The organism is Bradyrhizobium sp. FW305-F6 (assembly GCF_058782905.1).
On sequence record NZ_JBYSYD010000002.1, the window covers coordinates 663,213 to 681,264 of the forward strand.

An 18,052-nucleotide genomic window follows, 5' to 3' on the forward strand; every position below is an offset into this window, starting at 1 on the left:
CCGAAATGGGTGGCTTTTTCCAGCGCCAACTTGCCGTCTACGTCGAGTATCATCGCGATCCCCGGAACACGGCGATGCATGTGGTCGGAATCCTGCTGCTGTTCACCGGCGCCGTACTGCCGCTGACGCTGGTCAAGGTTCCGCTGTTCGGTTTCGACGTCAGCCTGGCAGTGATCCTGGCCGCGCCGGTGCTGGTCTATTGGCTCCTGCTCGATGTGGCGCTCGGGCTCGGCATTCTGGCCGTATCCATCGTGCTGTTTTCGATTGCGACGACCATCGCGGCGCAAGTCGGCACTGCGACGCTGTGGGCGATTTTCGCCGCGCTGGTGGTGCTCGGCCTCGCCGCGCAGACCATCGGCCACAAGGTTTTTGAGGGCCGCGAAGCCTCGCTATTCACATTTCCTTCGCATCTTTTGCTTGGACCGATGTTCGTGATGGCGAAATTATTCATCGCACTGGGCTTCCGTCGCGACCTTGCCGCGATTCTGGCGCCTCTTCCGGCCAATTCCTTTTCGACCCGATAACTCCAAAAGCGAAACAGCAACCTTCTGCATGGCTCTCGTCCTGGTTACCGGTGGCAGTGGCTTCATCGGACATCATCTCGTAGAAGCGCTCTGCGCCCGCGGGCAGCAGGTTCGCGTTCTCGATGTCCGTGCGCCGACAGGAGCGAATGCGGACGTTGAACACGTTCAGGGCTCGGTGCTGGACGGCACCGCCGTCGATGCTGCGATCGCCGGTGTCGATCAGGTCTATCACCTCGCCGGCCTGCCCGGCATGTGGGTCGCGAACAAGCAGGACTTCCACGACGTCAATTGCCGCGGTACCGAAATCGTGCTCGCGGCGGCCATGAAGCGCGGGGTGTCGCGGTTCCTGCACTGCTCGACCGAGTCGATCCTGTTCCCCTATTCCGACCTCAAGGGCGTTCCCGCCGAAGAGGCGCTGCAGCCGGCCGAGGCAATGCCCGGTGCCTATACGCGATCGAAGGCGCTTGCCGAGCATCATGCCGCCAAGGCGGCGGTCGCGGGGTTTCCGCTCGTGATCGGCACGCCGACCATGCCGATCGGCGCCGCCGACAACAATCTGACGCCGCCGACCGCGATGCTCTGGTACTTCCTCCAGAAGAAGGTGCAGCCGCATCTCGACTTCCTGGTCAATCTGGTCGACGTCCGCGACGTCGCCATGGGCCTCGTGCTGACCATGGAACGGGGCCGCCACGGCCAACGCTACATTCTCGGCGGCGATTGCGTTCCGCTCGGGCGCATCCTGCGCATGATGGCGGTGATGGCGGGCCGCCGGCAGTTTCCAGTCGTCGTGCCCGGCAAGATCGCCGAGCTCTCCGCCATCATGCTCGAATACATCGCCGATCACGTCACGCACCGGCCTCCCAACGGCACCGCCGAGGGCGTCCGCATCGCGCTCGCCGCCAGCGATCTTTCGATCGGCAAGGCGCGCACCGAGCTCGGCTATTCGCCGCGCCCGATCGAACCGGTCTTGCGCGAAACCATCACCCATCTGCTCGCCCGCAACGGACAGCAGGCCTCCGGCGCCATCAAGCATCACGCGCTCTCCTCGCGCGCGAGCTGAAGCCGCCGCTTCAAACGCAAAGAACCTTCATGCCCTTCGATTTCAACAAGCTTCTTTCTGTCGCCTGGGGCGGCTGGACCACGACCTGGCCGACGCAGCTGCTTGCCCTGCTCTGGCTCGCTTTTCTGGCCAGCTGGGTCGGCGCCTCGTTCTGGCAGGGGCAGACCAAGAAGCAGGTCATGACGCTGGAGTCGCAGCGCTATCGCCTGCCAATCCTGGTCGGCGGCATCCTGTACACCCCGTTCGTCGCGGAGATCCTGGGCTTGAAGCCGCTTTGGGTGCTCGGCAACACCGGCATCGCGATCGCCGCGATCCTCTCGGCCGGCGGCATCGCCTTCGCCTGGTGGGGCCGGCTGCATCTTGGAAAGTTCTGGTCCAACACCATCACCCAGAAGGAAGACCATCGCGTCATCGACACCGGGCCGTACGGCTTGGTTCGCCACCCCATCTACACCGGGCTGATCTTCGGGATGCTGGTGACGGGCTTCGCGATCGGCTTGGTGACGACAATCCTCGGCGCCATCCTGATCTCGCTCGGCATGTGGCAGAAGGGTCGGATGGAAGAAGTGTTCTTGTCCAAGGAACTCGGCGAGCACGCCTACGGCGCCTATTGCCGCCGCGTTCCGATGCTCATTCCGTTCACGTCGGCGCGGTGAAGGCGTAGAATCGCCTCACCCCTCGTGTCCCAGACGCGCTGCAGCGTGCAACGCTCCTGCGCAGAGCCGGGACCCTGCGGACAATAGATACAGCGGGGAGATGGGCCCCGGCTCTGCAGCGCATGGCGAAGGCGCGCTGCGCAGCGTCCGAGGCACGGCGGCGGCAACCTTGCCTCCGCACGGAACCGCCCTTGCCGACGCCCGTTACCCTCCCGACACACCTGCACTGACCGCAGAGCATCGAGCCATGTCGGACGCCTACGATTATTTTCGCGCGCACGCCATCGCCGCCGTCCGCAAAGCGCGCGCGCTGCCGCAAGGCCGCGCCAAGCAGAAGCAGCGCACGGTGGCGCGGGTCTACCACCTGCTGTCCAGGGAGGCGGCGTTGGCGCCGAACATCCAGCACCTGGATGATTTTCGCGCGGCACGGCGGCTGGAGCGGCAGGTCGGCCGCTGATTTCCTCCATGCAAATTTGATCGGCTGCCATTCCGCGAGATTGTTCCCCCGGCGCGCCGCACAGGTTGACGTCTTCCTCGCCAGCCAGTTGGATGCGCGCGCATACAGGGGCCTCTCATGTCATTTTCCAGCATCTTTGCGCAGTTCGTTGCGCTGCTCGGCGCCATCGCACTGCAATGGCGAAAGTTGTCGGGCACCGAGCCGGCGCCGGCCTGGGGCGACAAGCCGGCAATTCCGCAAGCGAAGCCGCAAGGCGCGATCCCGACCCTGAAGATGCCGACGGCGCGCGGCTGGCGCGAGGGACAGAAGCCGACGACCGCGCCCGGGCTCGCGGTCAATGCGTTCGCGACCGGTCTCGACCATCCGCGCTGGATCGAGGTGCTGCCCAACGGCGACGTGCTGATTGCGGAAGCGACGCAGATCGCGGGTCCGCCGCGCAGCGTGTTTCACTATGCGATGCAGGCGACGATGCGGCGCGCCGCGGCGCTCGGCGTGTCCGCCGACCGCATCACGCTGCTGCGCGACAAGGATGGCGACGGCGTCGCGGAGATTCGCGGCGCGTTCATGGAGAAGCTCAGCCAGCCGTTCGGCATGGCGCTGGTCGGCGACACCTTCTATGTCGGCAACACCGACGGCGTGATGGCGTTTCCCTATGTCGCGGGCGCCGATCGCATCACCGCACCGGGCAAGCGGCTTACCACGTTCAAGCCGGGCGGACACTGGACGCGCAGCCTGCTCGCAAGCCCCGACGGCAGGAAGCTCTATGCCGGCGTCGGCTCGCTCAGCAACATCGCCGAGATGGGCATGGAGGTCGAGCAAGGCCGCGCCGCGGTCTACGAACTCGACCTCGGCGCCGGCACGCATCGCATTTTCGGCGCCGGCTTGCGCAACCCCGTGGGCCTTGCCTGGGAGCCGAATACGAATGTGCTGTGGACCGTCGTCAACGAACGCGATGGCCTGGGCGACGAGACCCCGCCGGATTATCTCACCTCCGTGCGTGACGGCGGCTTCTATGGCTGGCCCTATTGCTACTGGGGCCAGACCGTGGACGACCGCGTGCCGCAGGATCCGGCGATGGTCGCCAAGGCTCTGCAACCGGACTACGCGCTCGGCGGCCACACCGCTTCGCTCGGCCTGTGCTGGATGCCCGCCGGCACCCTGCCCGGCTTCGGAGACGGCATGGTGATCGGCCAGCACGGCTCGTGGAATCGCAGCAAGCTGTCCGGCTACAAGCTGGTGTTCGTCCCGTTCGCAAACGGCAAGCCCTCCGGACCCGGTCGCGACATCCTGTCGGGCTTCCTGTCTCCGGACGAGAAGGAATCCTACGGCCGCCCGGTCGGCGTCACGATCGGCCCCGACAAGAAGTCGCTGCTGATGGCCGACGACGTCGGCAACGTGATCTGGCGCGTGACGGGGGCGTGAATAGAGATAGAGGCCGAGTGGCTCTCATGTCCGCTCCGTCATCCTAAGGTGTGACGTTTGCGATGCGAACGCATCGCAAACGGAGCCTCGAAGGATGCACGGCCACGGATGCAGCCGGGCCGCACATCCTTCGAGGCTTGCTCTGCGGCGCATGCGCTTCGCAGAGCAAGCACCTCAGGATGACGGGGATAGGGCACACGCCGTTGGGCCAATCGAGCGTCAACTCATCACGTCCCCACGCACAGCGTAGCGCGCTGTTTTTGCAGCAGGGCGATCACGGAGAGCGCGGTGATGAGTCCGGTCTTGGGATTCTCGGACGGGATGTTCTCGATGCCCATCGAGAAGCGAGCGGAATCCGCCTCGACCTCGATGCGGTGAACGTTGCGCGTCACGGTGGGGTCGGCCCAGACCTGGATCTGGGTGCGATCGGGCCCGATGCCCGCCAGCGCCAATGCAACGGCGACGTTGACGTTGGCCGGAAAGCCCTTCGCCGCCTCGCGCGCGCTGCCCTCGAACAGCTTGAGCGGCTCGCGCAGGTTGTCGATGTCGATCTTGTTCTGAACGATGAACGGCGCGCCCTTGAGGCCGTCGATCGGCTTGCGCGTCACCATCTTCACCGAATGAATGGTGCCGATCGCGGCGGCGTTGACGGCATCGAGACCGATCAGCGCGCCGGTCGGCACGAGGATGCGGCCGCCATTGGCGCGGGCCAGGTCGACCAGGTCGAAATTATCGAGCAGGCCGCCGACGCTGACCACGACCGCGGACTTGCCGCGCTTCACGGCAGGCTCGACGATCGCGCGCAGATGGTTGCTCGGCGCGCATTCGACAACGATGTCGGCGGCATCGCCGAGCTGGTCGATCGGCAGCACCGACGGCGGACGACGAAGGCCGCCGATGAAAGCCTGATGCTTGGCGGGATCGCGCACCGCGACGGCGGACAACGTCAATCCTTCGATGCCCTGATCGAGCGCAGATGCGATCTTGGTGCCGATCGAGCCCAGCCCGGCAATGGCCACCCGCAATTCGTTCAATGCTTTCCGCTCCGTCATCGCGCCCTGCTATCTCGTTGGACCGATATCATAGCGCATCGTCCTCTGCCGAAGCCAGCCGCGGCCGCATGCGGCTAGCGCGAACAGCCCTACTTCCGCGACGTCGCCGGGGCCACTTGAGGCGTTGCCATTGCGGCGGCCGGCTCGGGCGGGGTCAGATGACGGGGGACGATGATGGTCTGGCCGGGCGTCAGTTGCGCATTTTCCGGCAGCGAGTTGCTCTGCGCCAGCGTCCACAGCGGCACGCGATTGGCTGCGGCGATGCTCTCCAGGGTGTCGCCGCGGCGCACCGGCACGCGCACGCCGCTGTCCCACAACTCGACCAGCGTATCCGCCGGCACCAGATAGCGCAGCGGCACGGCATCGGCCTGGGTCTGCGGCGGAATGCGCGGCAGCTGCGTGACCATCTCGACGATCTGGCGATGGATGTCGTCGGACTTCTCGATGTTGATGTGGCTGACGCGCGCGTTCTGCTTAAGGTCGTAGCTGGCGTAATGGCCGCGGAAGCCGGGGACCGCCACGACGTCGCCGCCGCCGAGCACGCTATCGGACAGGAAGATGTTGATGAAGCGCTCGACGTTGAGGGGCACGTCACCCGTTGCCTGCGCAGGATCGATGGCGATGACGAGGCTGATCGGGACGTTCTCCTTGGCCGCCATCTCGGAGATGATGATCGAGCACAGCCCGCCCATGGAATGCCCGATCAGCACGATCGGTGCCGGCGATTCCTTGTAGCTCGAGATGGCGCGATCGCCGATCCACCGGCAGATGGTGAATTCGTAGACGTTGGCCGAGAAGCCGGCCTTCGTTAGCTTCTCTTCGAGCCGATCCATGCCGGTCGAAAAGATGGGACCCATGGCGCCGCGGAACAGGTAGATTTTCGGCGGGGACAATGGCTCGAACGGCGGAGGCGGGGGCGGCGCAGCGGGAACGGCCGCGCTGGTCTTGGACTTGGCTGGTGCGGCAGCGGCCGTGCCGGTGCCGAAGGCGAGCAGCGCAACCGCTGCCAGCACGAGGAGCCGCCTCAAATCAATCATCAGTTCAGCAGTCCCACCCACGAGAGGCAGAGGCCTCCCCTGACTCGCTTAGTGGCGTCCGATTTGGCGGATTTTGGGGCGCGGAACTGGAACGCGACGCACCGCGGCGCGCATCAAGACTCTGTGACCTGCGGGGTGGGCCGCTTCCGACCATTACTGCCTGCTCTTCAGCCGGCTGCGATGCGCCGCCTGCTTGGCGCGGTTGCCGCAGACCGCCATGACGCACCAGCGGCGCGCGCGCCTGTGGGTATGGTCGGCGAACAGCATCGTGCAGTTATGGCCCTCGCATGCCTTCACGTGGGAGAAGTCCTCCTCGCAGACGAATTTGGCCAAGGCTTCACCGACCGGCAGCAGCAGTGATTCCGACGATCGCCAGCGCCGCATCCCCTGCAGTGAAAGACCGTCCTCACTGTGGCGAGGCACGATTTGCAGGAAGGCCTCATCGCGCTCCAGGAGGCTGTTCAAGGGGCCGAGCTCGCGCAGCGCCTTCGCGGTCAGCGGCCGGCCTGCATGCTCCAGGACAAATCCCCTGAACCACTCGCGCAAGGCGCGCGCCTGATCTGCGACCTTGTCCAGTTCGCCCGGCTTCGCGCCCGCCCGGAATGCGTGCAGCTCATCCGCGGGCACCAGCTTCGCCTGCTCCAGCCAGTCGATCAGGCCATCGCCATCGTCGATCCAGTCGATCGGCGTATCGACCGGTGTCGCCACCGAATTGAGGAAATTAAGACCCGGCGAGTCGGCGACGAACATGGCGGGCGGGCGGTTCATGTGCGGGTCCCTGGCTCGCATAAGACATGCAATAGTAACCTGTCAAATAGCATTTGACAAGTTACTGACGATCTGTAACCTGATCTCAGGCTTTCAGCAGGTTACTGAGATTGGAGACAGCCATGGCCCTGACAACCTACCGCACCGCCGACGTCGACGGCTTCAAGGTGTTCTATCGCGAAGCCGGCCGCCGAGGCGCGCCGAAGCTCCTGCTGCTGCACGGTTTCCCAAGCGCCGGTCACATGTTCCGCGACCTCATCCCGCTGCTTGCCGACAAATTCCACATCGTCGCCCCCGACCTTCCCGGCTTCGGCCAGTCGGACATGCCTGCGCGCGAAAGCTTCCGCTACACCTTTGACAACGTCGCGCAGGTGATCGAGCGCTTCACCGAGGTCATCGGCTTCGATCGCTTCGCGGTCTACGTTTTCGACTATGGCGCGCCGACCGGCTTCCGACTTGCGCTGCGTCACCCCGAACGGATCACCGCGATCATCTCGCAGAACGGCAACGCCTATGAGGACGGCCTCAGCGACGGCTGGACTCCGATCAAGGCCTATTGGCAGGATCCCTCTCCCGCCAACCGCGAAGCGTTGCGCGGCTTCCTCACGCCGGAAGCGACGCGCTGGCAGTACACGCATGGCGTCTCGGACCCGGCGACCGTGTCGCCGGATGGCCAGAACCTCGACAATTTCTACCTGGCGCGACCGGGCTCGGACGACGTGCAGCTAGACCTGTTCGGCGACTACAAGAGCAACGTCGCGCTCTATCCCGCCTTCCAGGATTATTTCCGCAAGCACAAGCCGCCATTCCTGGCGGTCTGGGGCAAGAACGATCCGTTCTTCATCCCGCCCGGCGCCGAGGCGTTCAAGCGCGATAATCCCAATGCCGTGGTGCAGTTCTTCGACACCGGCCATTTCGCGCTGGAGACGCATGCGAGGGAGATCGCAGAGAGCATTCGCAAGTTCTTGAGCTAACGATGAACGTGCGCAGCGACGGGCTCCCGATCTGCGCGCCCACCGGCCATGGCCGATAGACAGAGCCGCAACCAGCCGGTCGCTGGCCGGAACTTTAGTTTCTCGCAGGCGCCGTAGCCGCCGCCGCGCGAGCGGGCCGCGGTACGCCGGGTTCGGCGACTCGCGCTGCCGGCGCGCGCGAGCGCATGATCGCGGCGTCGATCTCGGCGATGACACGGCGCTGGATCGCCTCGTTCTTGTCGATGGAGATGTGGCCGACGCCGGTGCCGCGGACGTCGACATTGTCGAGCTTGCCGCGGAAGCCGTTCGCAGCCCGCACCGGCTCGCCGGGACCATCACCGATGTAGATGTTGATGTAGCGTTCGGCACCGGTCGAGAGCTTGGTCTTGAAAACGGAATCGAGGCCGATCGCGAGCTTCACGGGCACGCCGAGCTGGTTGAGCTTGGCGATCATGTCCGGCAGCGCGGTCGCGCCGGAGGAATGGCCGACCAGGACGATGGTCTTGAGTCGGCCGGCCCGGTAGGCGGCGGCCGCTTCATCGGCGAGCGAGGACCAGGACACGAAGTTGGCGACGGTCACCGGGATGCCCTGCGCCTGCAGCCGGGCGCCGATGGTGTCGAGCCCGAGCGAGAAGATGTTGAGCACGCCGCGGAGCAGGTAGACATGCGTGGTTGCCACCGCGGCCTGGCTCGGCGCGGCCCTGGCGGTGGTCGGGCTGATGGCAACAGCTGACAGCAGAAGCAGGCCCATCGCCCACATGCGAAGGGCTGACGACTGGCTGGCGCCGGCGGTGTGACGGCCGTTCGGTCTCATCGATGCTTTCCCTGGGGACAATACGCTTCGCGATTGGGCGGAATCGTAGCCATGGCCCGCTCGCAGACGCAACAAAGAGCCGCGTGAGCGACAATCTTAGCAGCAAGCCGTGACCATCGCGCAACACCTGCCCGAAACATGCCATTGAAGGGCCTGTTTTAGGACCATTTTTCTCCGGGGAATTGCGGGCCGGCAACGGCGTTCCTATTTCAGGGCTCCGCTGACCTGCTCTTCCGGACAGGCTCGGCCTCCCCTCCCCCCACCCATCCTGCCTTGCGGCCATCATGTCTTCCATCATCTCCGTCGCCAATTTGTCGAAGGCCTACGGGTCCGGCTTCAAGGCGCTCAAGAACGTCAATCTCGACATCAAGCGCGGCGAGATCTTTGCGCTGCTCGGGCCCAACGGCGCCGGCAAGACCACGCTGATCTCGATCATCTGCGGCATCGCCAATCCGACGGAAGGCCGCGTCCTCGTCGGCGGCGAGGACATCCGGACATCCTACCGCAAGGCACGCTCGCTGATCGGCCTCGTGCCGCAGGAACTGCACACGGACGCTTTTGAAAGCGTGTGGGCGACCGTAAGCTTTTCGCGCGGCCTGTTCGGCAAGCCGAAGAACCCTGCGCACATCGAGAAGGTGCTGAAGGACCTCTCGCTGTGGGACAAGAAGGACAACAAGATCATCACGCTCTCCGGCGGCATGAAGCGCCGCGTGATGATCGCGAAAGCGCTGTCGCACGAGCCGCAGATCCTGTTCCTGGACGAGCCCACTGCGGGCGTCGACGTCGAGCTGCGCAAGGGCATGTGGGAGGTGGTGCGCGGCCTTCAGCAGTCCGGCGTCACCATCATCCTCACTACGCACTACATCGAGGAAGCCGAGGAGATGGCCGACCGCATCGGCGTCATCAACAAGGGCGAGATCGTGCTGGTCGAGGACAAGACCACCCTGATGCAGAAGCTCGGCAAGAAGCGGCTGACGCTGCATCTGCAGAACAAGGTCACGTCGCTGCCGCAGAGCCTCAGCCATTACGAGCTCGAGCTCTGCGACGGCGGCGCGACGCTGGTCTACGACTACGACACCCAGGGCGAGCGCACCGGCATCACCAGCCTGCTCGGCGATTTGCGCACCGCCGGCATCCGCTTCAACGACCTCGACACGACGCAATCGTCGCTCGAGGACATCTTCGTCGACCTCGTGAGGACGTCATGAACCACCACGCCATCCGCGCCATTTATCTGTTCGAAATGGCACGCACCTGGCGCACGCTGCTGCAAAGCATCGTCTCGCCGGTGGTTTCGACTTCGCTGTATTTCGTGGTTTTTGGCGCGGCGATCGGCTCGCGCATCACCGAGGTCGAGGGCGTCAGCTACGGCACCTTCATCGTGCCGGGCCTGATCATGCTCTCGGTGCTGACACAGAGCATCGCCAACGCCTCGTTCGGCATCTACTTCCCCAAATTCTCAGGTACGATCTACGAGATCCTGTCGGCGCCGATCTCCTATTTCGAGATCGTGCTCGGCTATGTCGGCGCCGCCGCGACCAAATCGATCATCCTGGGCCTGATCATCTTGGCAACTGCGGGCCTGTTCGTGCCGCTGCACATCCAGCATCCCATCTGGATGCTGACCTTCCTGGTGCTGACGGCGGTGACGTTCAGCCTGTTCGGCTTCATCATCGGCATCTGGGCCGACGGCTTCGAGAAGCTGCAGATGATCCCGATGCTGGTGGTGACGCCGCTGACCTTTCTCGGCGGCAGCTTCTACTCCATCGACATGCTGCCGCCGACCTGGCGCACGGTCGCGCTGCTCAATCCGGTCGTCTATCTGATCTCCGGATTCCGCTGGAGCTTCTACGAGATCGCCGACGTCAGCGTGTTCGTCAGCATCGGCATGACGCTGGCGTTCCTGGCGATCTGCATGGTCACGATCTGGTGGATTTTCCGCACCGGGTACCGGCTGAGGAATTGACCAGCGCCCACATCCCGGATGCGACGAAGTTGCAGTCCGGAATGAGCGCGGACTCATCGGTAACAACGGAAGCGGTGATGCCGGTCGTAATAGCCGCGGCAGCCGCGGCGATAATGGCGGTGGGGAATGCCGAGCGCCCCCTCGACCGCGCCGACTGCGCCGCCGACGCCTGCCCCGACCACGCCACCGACTGCGCCGCCCACGGGCCCCCCAATCCGATTACCCTCATAGGCCCCCTCCCGGGCGCCGCGCACGATGCCCTGGGCGTGACCCGCTTGGGGCAGCGACAACAGCGCGAACAAGAGTCCGGCGGTTGCGAACAGCAGGCGGACGGGCAAACCGGCCGGCAGCGCGGCGACATGGACTTTGTTCATCTTCGATTCCAGGGCTGAGGTGCTTGGCGGCATGCGCCGGTGCAGGGTGAACACGCTCAACGTTCGACGCGCCGGAATGGTTGCGCCTTTGCGACCAATTGTCGGAGATGCAAGCGCACGCCCGGCTCGCGAAAATGTCAGCGCCGCCGCACCTTCTCGGCACAAGGCGGGCTTGCTTACATCAGGCGGCGCGTTAACGATGGGTGGCCAGGCCGCTGGAACGAAAGCCGGATTGCAGGCATATTGCACGCCGGGGACGGAGAGCCGCGGTGCCTAGCGTGAACAGGCCGGAGGCCAGGACTCGATGCGTTTCCAGATGCGTACCTTTTTCATCGCTTTCTCCGCAGTGCTGGTTTTGGGCGCGGGCGCCGCGCAGGCCAAGGTCGAGATCACCGTCGACAAGGACAATCAGCAGATGACCGTCGCGGTCGACGGCGTCGCGCGCTATCACTGGCCGGTCTCGACCGGCGTCCCCTCGCGCGAGACCCCGAACGGCGCGTTTCGCGCCTTCCGGATGGAAGAGGACCACTATTCCAAGGAGTTCGACGACGCGCCGATGCCGCACGCGATCTTCTTCACCAAGGTCGGGCACGCCATCCACGGCACGGACTCGGTCGGCCGGCTCGGCTCGCCCGCCTCCCATGGCTGCGTGCGGCTGTCGCGCCAGAATGCCTCGACGCTCTATGCGCTGGTGCAGCAGCAGGGCGTGCTCAACACCACGGTGACGCTGACCGGCTCGGCGCAGGTGGCAATGGCGCGCAATCCGCGCGGCCGCAATGCCAACGCGGTGGCCCGCGCACCGCAGCCGGCCGAAGAGCAATACGCGACCACTGGCGATCCCGTGAACCTGACGCCGCCGGCGCAGCCTGCGCGCCGCTACATGCCGCAGGACGACAACTACATCTATCCGGCCGACGGCAGCGACACCGGCGCGCGCTATCCGGCGCCGCGCTCGGCCGGTCGCCCGCTCTATGACGCGCAGGTCTACCAGCAGCAGCCGCGCGCCTCCTACGACCAGGGCTACGGCCAGCAGGGCTATTATTATCAGCCGCAGCCACGGCAATATTACCAGCCGCGCGGCTATTATTATCAGAACTGACGCGGCCTCCGGCAGCAGCCCGCGCCGGCCGAGACACCATGCCGCCACGTGCCACGATCATTCTGACTGTGCTCTGGGTTCTGATGGCGGGACCGGCGATGGGATCTGACGTGGCCTTCGACCTCGAGGCGCATCGCGGCGGGCGGGCGCTGTTGCCGGAAAACACCCTGACCGCCTTCGCCCACGCGCTGTCGATCGGTGTGGACACGCTGGAGCTCGACGTCGGCGTGACCGCAGACGGCGAAGTCATCGTCTCGCATGAGCGCGGGCTCAATCCCGATCTCACGCGGGATGTGGCCGGCGCCTACATCACCGCGCCCGGCACGCCTTTCGTGAAGCTGCGGCTCGACGAGGTCAGGACCTATGACGTCGGCCGGATCCGCCCCGACAGTGCCTATGCGAGGCAATTCCCGGACCAGCGTGCCGTGCCGGGGACGCGCATTCCCACCTTGCGCGAGCTGTTCGCGCTGGTGCGCAAATCCGGCAACACGCAGGTGCGCTTCAACATCGAGACCAAGATCAATCCGAACCATCCGGATGAGACGCTGGATCCGCAAGGCTTCGTCGCGAAGCTGCTCGGAGTGATCGAGACCGAGGGATTCTCCGGCCGGGTCACGATCCAGTCGTTCGACTGGCGAACCCTGATTCTCGTCCAGCAGCAGGCGCCGAACATCCCGACCGCGTACCTGACGCTCCAGCGCGGTTCGGCTCCGACCGTGGCACGCGACAAGGCGACCAATTGGACGGCAGGTTTCGACCCGGCCGATCACGGCGGCTCGCTGCCTCGCACGATCAAGGCTGCCGGCGGCGCGATCTGGTCGCCCTATTTCGGCGACGTGACCGCAGCACTGGTTTCCGAGGCCCATGCGCTCGGACTGCGCGTCGTGGTGTGGACGGTGAACAAGCGTGAGGACATGGCGCGCATGATCGAACTCGGCGTCGACGGCGTCATCTCGGACAGGCCGGATCTGTTGCGCGAGGTGGCCGGCGCAAAGGGGATTGCGCTGCCGGCGGGGACACCGGTCGAGCCTTAGATCTCGTGTCCCGGACGCGACGCAGCGTGCAACGCTGCTTCGCAGAGCCGGGACCCAGCAGGCCGCGCGATGGGCCCCGGCTCTGCAGCGCACCGCTGAAGGAGCGCTGCGCTGCGTCCGGGGCACGAAACCATCCGAAGCGTCCCCTACTCCCCGTTCTTCCAACGCCGATGCAGCGCGCCGAGGATGTTGGAATAGTCGTCGGTCCAGACCCGCGCCCTGTCGTCGGCTTCGGTCTGTTCCCACTGCTTGGAGGACGCAAGCCGGCCGATGTCGGCGTCCTCGCGCGCAGAGATGACGACGTCCGTCGAGAAGATGTAGTCGGAATCGCGGCCCGAATCCTCGTTGAAGACCCAGCTCTTGAGATCGTTGGCGTCGGCGATGCCGACCACGACGGTCTCGAGATCGAGATGCCGGTTGGAGACGTGCATCACCACGGCGCCGTGCGGCGCAAGCTTGTCCTTGTAGATCTTCATCGCCTCTTCGGTGGCAAGATGGATCGGGATCGCGTCGGACGAATAGGCATCGACAATGACCAGGTCATAGGCGCCGTCGGGCTCCTTGGCGAAGGTGAGGCGCGCATCGCCGATGACGGGCTTCATGTCCGGCATGCAGCTCGAGATGTAGCGGAAATTCCTGGGATCACGCGCCGCATCGACCATGGACTGGTCGATCTCGAAGAAGGTCCAGTCCTCCCCTGGCGCGGCGGCGCAGGCGAGCGTGCCGGAGCCGACGCCGATCGCGGCGACCTTGAGCGGCGCGCCCTTGCGCTCCCGCATCGCGCTGACGGCCTGACCGATGCCGCCGTCCGCGTGATAGTAGGTGATCGGCTCGGGACGGCCGGTCACGGGCGTGCCGTCATTGTTAAGGAAGCGCTCGGCGCCGTGGATGGTGGTGCCGTGCATCAGCACGTGGAAATAGCCGCCGGGCGTCACCACGATCTTGTGCACGCCGAAGAAGCTGCGCACGGTCGTGACGCGGCCCTCGTCGGCGGGATAGACGCGGATCAACACCAGCGCGAGCGCGACGGTGGCGAAGATCTTCCAGCGGTCGGCATTGAGGATGAGGGCGAGCAGGGCGGCGAGCCCGCCGACGGCGCCGGCGACCCAGACGCGATGATCCTCGAGCCAGGTCGAGATGTCGCCCGTCACATAGGACGGCGCGACGAGCGCCACCGCGAGCGCGGCGAGCGCCAGCCAGTACCATCTGACGATGACTGCAAAGCGTTCGGTCGCGGACGGACGGCACAGCGCGGCGAGCGCGATCAGGATCGGATATTCGGCGATCCACGAGAACGTGTAGGGCGCAACCAGCCCCGCGAACAGGCCGCCGACCATGCCGCCGAACGACAGCGCAACATAAAACCCGGTGAGATATTTCGCCGGCGGCCGTGTCCGCGCCAGTTCGCCGTGGCAGGCCATGGCGATGACGAAGAAGCACAATTGATGCCCGCCGAGCGTGAGCAGCAGGTTCTGCTCGCCGCCGAAAGCCAGCAGGCAGACGACACCGGCGATCGCGACCGGCTGGAGCATCAGCATCCATTTGTGCGGCAAGAGCGGACGCGACTGGAACACCACCACCCATGTCAGCAGATACAGCGACAGCGGCAGCACCCACAGCAGCGGCGCTGCCGCGACGTCGGTCGAGATGTGCGCGGTGACGGCGATGAGCAGGCCCGACGGCACTGCGGCGAGGAAGATCCAGCGCAGCCGGGTCAGCAGACCCGGTGCCGGCGCAGTCACCTCCTCGTCCCGCGCATTGGCCATCGCCGGCTTCGGCGAACGCAACAACAGCACGCCGCAAGTACCGATCAGCAGGATCAACAGGCCGTAACCGGCGGCCCAAAACCGGTTCTGCGTCTGCAGCGTGAACATCGGCTCGAGCAGGAACGGATAGGACAGCAGCGCCAGGAAGCTGCCGATGTTGGAGGAGGCATAGAGGAAATAGGGATCGTGCGCAGCGGGATGGCCGGTGCGGACGAACCAGGCCTGCAGCAGCGGATTGTTGGCGGCGAGCGCGAAGAACGGCAGCCCGATCGAGACCACGAACAGGCCGAGCAGCCAGAACGCATAGCCCGAAGCCGGCGGCTCGCCATAGGCCGAGGCGATGCCGAGCGGCAGCGTGGCGAAGGCCGCGAGCAGCAGCAGCAGATGCACCGCCACCGGAACGATCCGATTCCTCGCCTGCATCAGCAAATGCGCATAGGCATAGCCCGCCAGCAGCAGCGACTGGAAAAACACCATGGCCACCGACCACACCGCCGGCGAGCCGCCCAGCCGCGGCAGCACCATCTTCGTGAACAGCGGCTGCACCGAGAACAGCAGCAGCGCGCTGACGAAGATCGCCGCGGTGTAGACCGTCAGCAGCAGCCGGTTGCGCGACGACGAGGGCTGCTCCGTGGCGGCGGGTTGCACGATCGAATCCATGAAAGCTCCGGCTAAAGCGTTTTCCAGCGAAGTCGGCACCGGTTCGCGCCAGGAAACGCATCGGACAATGGCCCCGGCGGGCGCCGGACCGCGCGCAATGGAGCACAAGGCGCCTGAACGGGCAATAAAGTGTGACGTGATGTTGCCGTGGGGAATGCTTGATATAAGGAGGTCGTTCCGGGGCGATGCAAAGCATCGAACCCGGAACCTCGAGATTCTCTGGTGCGGAGCCCGCACCTTAGTTCGCGCTTCGCGCGCCCCGGAATAACAGAACACTGGATCTTGCATTCTTCATGACCGAAACCGACGTCGTCATCATCGGCGCGGGCCACAACGGCCTCACCTGCGCGGCCTATCTCGCGAAAGCGGGCTTGCGGGTGCGCGTGGTCGAACGGCGCAATGTGGTCGGCGGTGCCGCGGTCACCGAGGAGTTTCACCCCGGTTTCCGCAACTCGGTTGCAGCCTACACCGTGAGCCTGCTCAATCCGCAAGTGATCCGCGACCTCGATCTTGCCGGGCAAGGCCTGCGGGTGGTCGAACGCCGCGCCCAGAATTTCCTGCCCGCTCCCGACGGCAACTATCTTCTCACCGGCGAGGGGCGGACGAAGGCGTCGGTCGCGCGGCTCAGCGCGCACGATGCGGAGGCCCTCGACGGCTTCTCGCGCGAACTGGAAGACATCGCCGACGTGCTCAGACAATTCGTGCTGCGCGCGCCGCCGAACCTGCTCGACGGATTTGGCACGAGCGCGATCCGCGAAGCCGTGAACGCGCTGGGAACGGCCAACATCCTGCGCGGCCTCACGCTGGAGAGGAGCCGCAGCCTGCTGGATCTGTTCACCCGTTCCGCAGGCGAGATGCTGGACGAGCGTTTCGAACACGATCTGGTCAAGTCGCTGTTCGGCTTCGATGCCATCGTCGGCAACTATGCCAGCCCCTACGCCGCCGGTTCGGCCTATGTCATGCTGCATCATGCCTTCGGCGAGGTGAACGGCAAGAAGGGCGCCTGGGGCCATGCCGTCGGCGGCATGGGCGCGATCACGCAGGCGATGGCGCGCGCTGCGCGCGATCGGGGTGTGGTGATCGACACCGATGCCGGCGTCCGCGAGGTCATCGTCGAGCGCGACCGCGCGGTCGGCGTGGTTCTGGAGGACGGCACGCCGATCCGCGCGACATACGTGGCGGCCAACGTCAATCCAAAGCTGCTGTATACGCGCCTGATTGCGGCGGATGCGCTGCCAAAGGACTTCCTTGCCCGCATCCGGCATTGGAAGAACGGCTCCGGCACCTTCCGCATGAACGTGGCGCTGGACCGCCTGCCCTCCTTCGCGGCGCTGCCCGGTGATGGCGATCATCTCACCTCAGGCATCATCCTGGCGCCGAGCCTTGCCTACATGGACCGCGCCTATGCCGATGCACGGGCGCAAGGCTGGAGCCGGCAGCCCGTCGTCGAGATGCTGATCCCCTCGACGCTCGACGACACGCTGGCGCCCGCCGGCAAGCATGTCGCGAGCCTGTTCTGCCAGCACGTCGCGCCTGAGCTTTCAGATGGAAGATCGTGGGACGACCACCGCGAGGAGGTCGCCGACCTCATGATCGCGACGGTGGATGACTACGCGCCCGGCTTTGCCGCGAGCGTGCTGGGCCGTCAGATCCTGTCACCGCTCGACCTCGAACGGCAGTTCGGTCTGCTCGGCGGCGACATCTTCCACGGCGCGCTGTCCTTGAACCAACTGTTCTCGGCGCGGCCGATGCTGGGACACGCCGACTATCGGGGTCCGTTGCGGGGCCTCTACCATTGCGGCTCCGGCGCCCATCCCGGCGGCGGCGTCACCGGCGCCCCCGGCCACAATGCGGCGCAGGCGATCCTGAGGGATCACCGCGCGCTGTTCAGAAGCCGTTGATAAGCCTGGGGATGGCCTGTTGACAGGCTGTTGAAAGGTCTGTGGCCGGTTCGGGGGATACGGGCGAATTTGGCAGGGTCGATCGAGGGGAAAAGCCTGTGGAGACCCGCAGGGTAATTCCGGGAAGACCGGTGGGCAGGATGCCTATAGGTAGGCGGACAATCTGTGAATATCCCGGGAGAACGCATCCGCACAAAATGACCGCCCGCAAGGGGAGGTCCCCTCGCGGGCGGTGATCAGGAATAGCCTTCTGAAGAAATTAGCCCCCGCTGGGAAATGGAGGCGGAAATTACTTCAAGGAGGTGCTAATCGACGAGAACTTCTCGTTCAGGGAGGTACCCAGGCCGTTCACCACGGTGATGATCGCCAGGGCGATACCCGCGGCAATCAGGCCATACTCGATCGCGGTTGCACCAGACTCGTCCAACCAGAACTTCTGAACCATGCTCTTCAAGACTCGCCTCCGTTTCAATTTCAAGATGTGTTGG

The 18,052-nt window shown here is 65.3% G+C and carries 18 protein-coding genes; 11 read left to right on the plus strand and 7 right to left on the minus strand.

All coding sequences use genetic code 11. From position 1 onward, the window contains the following. Positions 1–5 precede the first annotated feature (5 nt). The 5 genes from AC3WLX_RS14455 (at position 6) to AC3WLX_RS14475 (ending at position 4,119) form a co-directional block, all read left to right on the plus strand. Positions 6–524, plus strand: coding sequence for an Mpo1 family 2-hydroxy fatty acid dioxygenase (locus tag AC3WLX_RS14455; protein ID WP_492336440.1), 519 nt, complete (start codon positions 6–8; stop codon positions 522–524). Positions 525–552: 28 nt separating this feature from the next. After that, a complete protein-coding gene (locus AC3WLX_RS14460) occupies positions 553–1,584 on the plus strand; it encodes an NAD-dependent epimerase/dehydratase family protein (protein ID WP_492336441.1) in 1,032 nt (343 codons plus the stop codon). A gap of 29 nt (positions 1,585–1,613) precedes the next feature. After that, entirely contained in the window at positions 1,614–2,240 is a 627-nt protein-coding gene (locus tag AC3WLX_RS14465) for a methyltransferase family protein (RefSeq protein WP_492336442.1), read from the plus strand. Between the two features lie 247 nt (positions 2,241–2,487). Further along, on the plus strand, positions 2,488–2,697 hold the full coding sequence (locus AC3WLX_RS14470) for a hypothetical protein (protein WP_291624917.1): 210 nt from the start codon (positions 2,488–2,490) through the stop codon (positions 2,695–2,697). A 117-nt stretch (positions 2,698–2,814) separates the two neighbouring features. Continuing rightward, entirely contained in the window at positions 2,815–4,119 is a 1,305-nt protein-coding gene (locus AC3WLX_RS14475; RefSeq protein WP_492336443.1) for a PQQ-dependent sugar dehydrogenase, read from the plus strand. Positions 4,120–4,346: 227 nt separating this feature from the next. Here AC3WLX_RS14475 and AC3WLX_RS14480 read toward each other — a convergent pair whose 3' ends face one another. The 3 genes from AC3WLX_RS14480 to AC3WLX_RS14490 all read right to left on the minus strand — a co-directional run bounded on the left by AC3WLX_RS14480 (position 4,347) and on the right by AC3WLX_RS14490 (position 6,976). Beyond that, a complete protein-coding gene (locus AC3WLX_RS14480) occupies positions 4,347–5,171 on the minus strand; it encodes an aspartate dehydrogenase (protein WP_492336444.1) in 825 nt (274 codons plus the stop codon). An 89-nt stretch (positions 5,172–5,260) separates the two neighbouring features. Next, positions 5,261–6,208 carry a LysM peptidoglycan-binding domain-containing protein gene (locus tag AC3WLX_RS14485; RefSeq protein ID WP_291624923.1) on the minus strand — a complete coding sequence of 316 codons (948 nt, stop codon included), beginning with the start codon at positions 6,206–6,208 and terminating at the stop codon, positions 5,261–5,263. A gap of 153 nt (positions 6,209–6,361) precedes the next feature. Continuing rightward, complete coding sequence (locus AC3WLX_RS14490; protein ID WP_492336445.1) at positions 6,362–6,976, minus strand: CGNR zinc finger domain-containing protein; 615 nt, start codon at positions 6,974–6,976, stop codon at positions 6,362–6,364. A 122-nt stretch (positions 6,977–7,098) separates the two neighbouring features. Between AC3WLX_RS14490 and AC3WLX_RS14495 the strand changes: the two genes are divergently transcribed. Next, on the plus strand, positions 7,099–7,950 hold the full coding sequence (locus AC3WLX_RS14495; RefSeq protein WP_492336446.1) for an alpha/beta fold hydrolase: 852 nt from the start codon (positions 7,099–7,101) through the stop codon (positions 7,948–7,950). Positions 7,951–8,044: 94 nt separating this feature from the next. On the opposite strand, the gene AC3WLX_RS14500 is transcribed toward AC3WLX_RS14495, so the two are convergent. After that, entirely contained in the window at positions 8,045–8,764 is a 720-nt protein-coding gene (locus AC3WLX_RS14500) for a hypothetical protein (protein ID WP_492336447.1), read from the minus strand. Positions 8,765–9,048: 284 nt separating this feature from the next. On the opposite strand from AC3WLX_RS14500, the gene AC3WLX_RS14505 reads away from it, so the two are divergent. Both AC3WLX_RS14505 and AC3WLX_RS14510 read left to right on the plus strand, forming a co-directional pair. Next, complete coding sequence (locus AC3WLX_RS14505) at positions 9,049–9,972, plus strand: ABC transporter ATP-binding protein (protein ID WP_492336448.1); 924 nt, start codon at positions 9,049–9,051, stop codon at positions 9,970–9,972. After that, positions 9,969–10,730 (plus strand): ABC transporter permease, encoded by a 762-nt coding sequence (locus AC3WLX_RS14510; protein WP_492336449.1) that lies wholly within the window; start codon positions 9,969–9,971, stop codon positions 10,728–10,730. Before AC3WLX_RS14505 ends, AC3WLX_RS14510 begins: the two co-directional genes overlap by 4 nt. Positions 10,731–10,783: 53 nt before the next feature. Here AC3WLX_RS14510 and AC3WLX_RS14515 read toward each other — a convergent pair whose 3' ends face one another. Further along, the gene (locus tag AC3WLX_RS14515; protein ID WP_492336450.1) at positions 10,784–11,104 is read right to left on the minus strand and encodes a hypothetical protein; all 321 of its coding nucleotides are present in this window, start codon (positions 11,102–11,104) and stop codon (positions 10,784–10,786) included. Between the two features lie 316 nt (positions 11,105–11,420). On the opposite strand from AC3WLX_RS14515, the gene AC3WLX_RS14520 reads away from it, so the two are divergent. Then, positions 11,421–12,203, plus strand: coding sequence for a L,D-transpeptidase (locus AC3WLX_RS14520; RefSeq protein ID WP_492336451.1), 783 nt, complete (start codon positions 11,421–11,423; stop codon positions 12,201–12,203). A 38-nt stretch (positions 12,204–12,241) separates the two neighbouring features. Continuing rightward, positions 12,242–13,237 carry a glycerophosphodiester phosphodiesterase gene (locus tag AC3WLX_RS14525; RefSeq protein WP_492336452.1) on the plus strand — a complete coding sequence of 332 codons (996 nt, stop codon included), beginning with the start codon at positions 12,242–12,244 and terminating at the stop codon, positions 13,235–13,237. Between the two features lie 146 nt (positions 13,238–13,383). Here AC3WLX_RS14525 and AC3WLX_RS14530 read toward each other — a convergent pair whose 3' ends face one another. Beyond that, on the minus strand, positions 13,384–15,663 hold the full coding sequence (locus tag AC3WLX_RS14530; protein ID WP_492336453.1) for a spermidine synthase: 2,280 nt from the start codon (positions 15,661–15,663) through the stop codon (positions 13,384–13,386). Between the two features lie 293 nt (positions 15,664–15,956). Between AC3WLX_RS14530 and AC3WLX_RS14535 the strand changes: the two genes are divergently transcribed. Continuing rightward, the gene (locus AC3WLX_RS14535; protein ID WP_492336454.1) at positions 15,957–17,564 is read left to right on the plus strand and encodes a phytoene desaturase family protein; all 1,608 of its coding nucleotides are present in this window, start codon (positions 15,957–15,959) and stop codon (positions 17,562–17,564) included. A 289-nt stretch (positions 17,565–17,853) separates the two neighbouring features. On the opposite strand, the gene AC3WLX_RS14540 is transcribed toward AC3WLX_RS14535, so the two are convergent. Beyond that, a complete protein-coding gene (locus tag AC3WLX_RS14540) occupies positions 17,854–18,009 on the minus strand; it encodes a Flp family type IVb pilin (RefSeq protein ID WP_152033707.1) in 156 nt (51 codons plus the stop codon). Between the last annotated feature and the right edge of the window lie 43 nt (positions 18,010–18,052).

Coding starts and splice junctions, on each gene's coding strand:
- AC3WLX_RS14455 (WP_492336440.1), top strand. CDS start 6: ATGGGTGGCTTTTTCCAGCGCCAACTTGCCGTCTACGTCGAGTATCAT.
- AC3WLX_RS14460 (WP_492336441.1), top strand. CDS start 553: ATGGCTCTCGTCCTGGTTACCGGTGGCAGTGGCTTCATCGGACATCAT.
- AC3WLX_RS14465 (WP_492336442.1), top strand. CDS start 1,614: ATGCCCTTCGATTTCAACAAGCTTCTTTCTGTCGCCTGGGGCGGCTGG.
- AC3WLX_RS14470 (WP_291624917.1), top strand. CDS start 2,488: ATGTCGGACGCCTACGATTATTTTCGCGCGCACGCCATCGCCGCCGTC.
- AC3WLX_RS14475 (WP_492336443.1), top strand. CDS start 2,815: ATGTCATTTTCCAGCATCTTTGCGCAGTTCGTTGCGCTGCTCGGCGCC.
- AC3WLX_RS14480 (WP_492336444.1), bottom strand. CDS start 5,171: ATGACGGAGCGGAAAGCATTGAACGAATTGCGGGTGGCCATTGCCGGG.
- AC3WLX_RS14485 (WP_291624923.1), bottom strand. CDS start 6,208: ATGATTGATTTGAGGCGGCTCCTCGTGCTGGCAGCGGTTGCGCTGCTC.
- AC3WLX_RS14490 (WP_492336445.1), bottom strand. CDS start 6,976: ATGAACCGCCCGCCCGCCATGTTCGTCGCCGACTCGCCGGGTCTTAAT.
- AC3WLX_RS14495 (WP_492336446.1), top strand. CDS start 7,099: ATGGCCCTGACAACCTACCGCACCGCCGACGTCGACGGCTTCAAGGTG.
- AC3WLX_RS14500 (WP_492336447.1), bottom strand. CDS start 8,764: ATGAGACCGAACGGCCGTCACACCGCCGGCGCCAGCCAGTCGTCAGCC.
- AC3WLX_RS14505 (WP_492336448.1), top strand. CDS start 9,049: ATGTCTTCCATCATCTCCGTCGCCAATTTGTCGAAGGCCTACGGGTCC.
- AC3WLX_RS14510 (WP_492336449.1), top strand. CDS start 9,969: ATGAACCACCACGCCATCCGCGCCATTTATCTGTTCGAAATGGCACGC.
- AC3WLX_RS14515 (WP_492336450.1), bottom strand. CDS start 11,104: ATGAACAAAGTCCATGTCGCCGCGCTGCCGGCCGGTTTGCCCGTCCGC.
- AC3WLX_RS14520 (WP_492336451.1), top strand. CDS start 11,421: ATGCGTACCTTTTTCATCGCTTTCTCCGCAGTGCTGGTTTTGGGCGCG.
- AC3WLX_RS14525 (WP_492336452.1), top strand. CDS start 12,242: ATGCCGCCACGTGCCACGATCATTCTGACTGTGCTCTGGGTTCTGATG.
- AC3WLX_RS14530 (WP_492336453.1), bottom strand. CDS start 15,663: ATGGATTCGATCGTGCAACCCGCCGCCACGGAGCAGCCCTCGTCGTCG.
- AC3WLX_RS14535 (WP_492336454.1), top strand. CDS start 15,957: ATGACCGAAACCGACGTCGTCATCATCGGCGCGGGCCACAACGGCCTC.
- AC3WLX_RS14540 (WP_152033707.1), bottom strand. CDS start 18,009: ATGGTTCAGAAGTTCTGGTTGGACGAGTCTGGTGCAACCGCGATCGAG.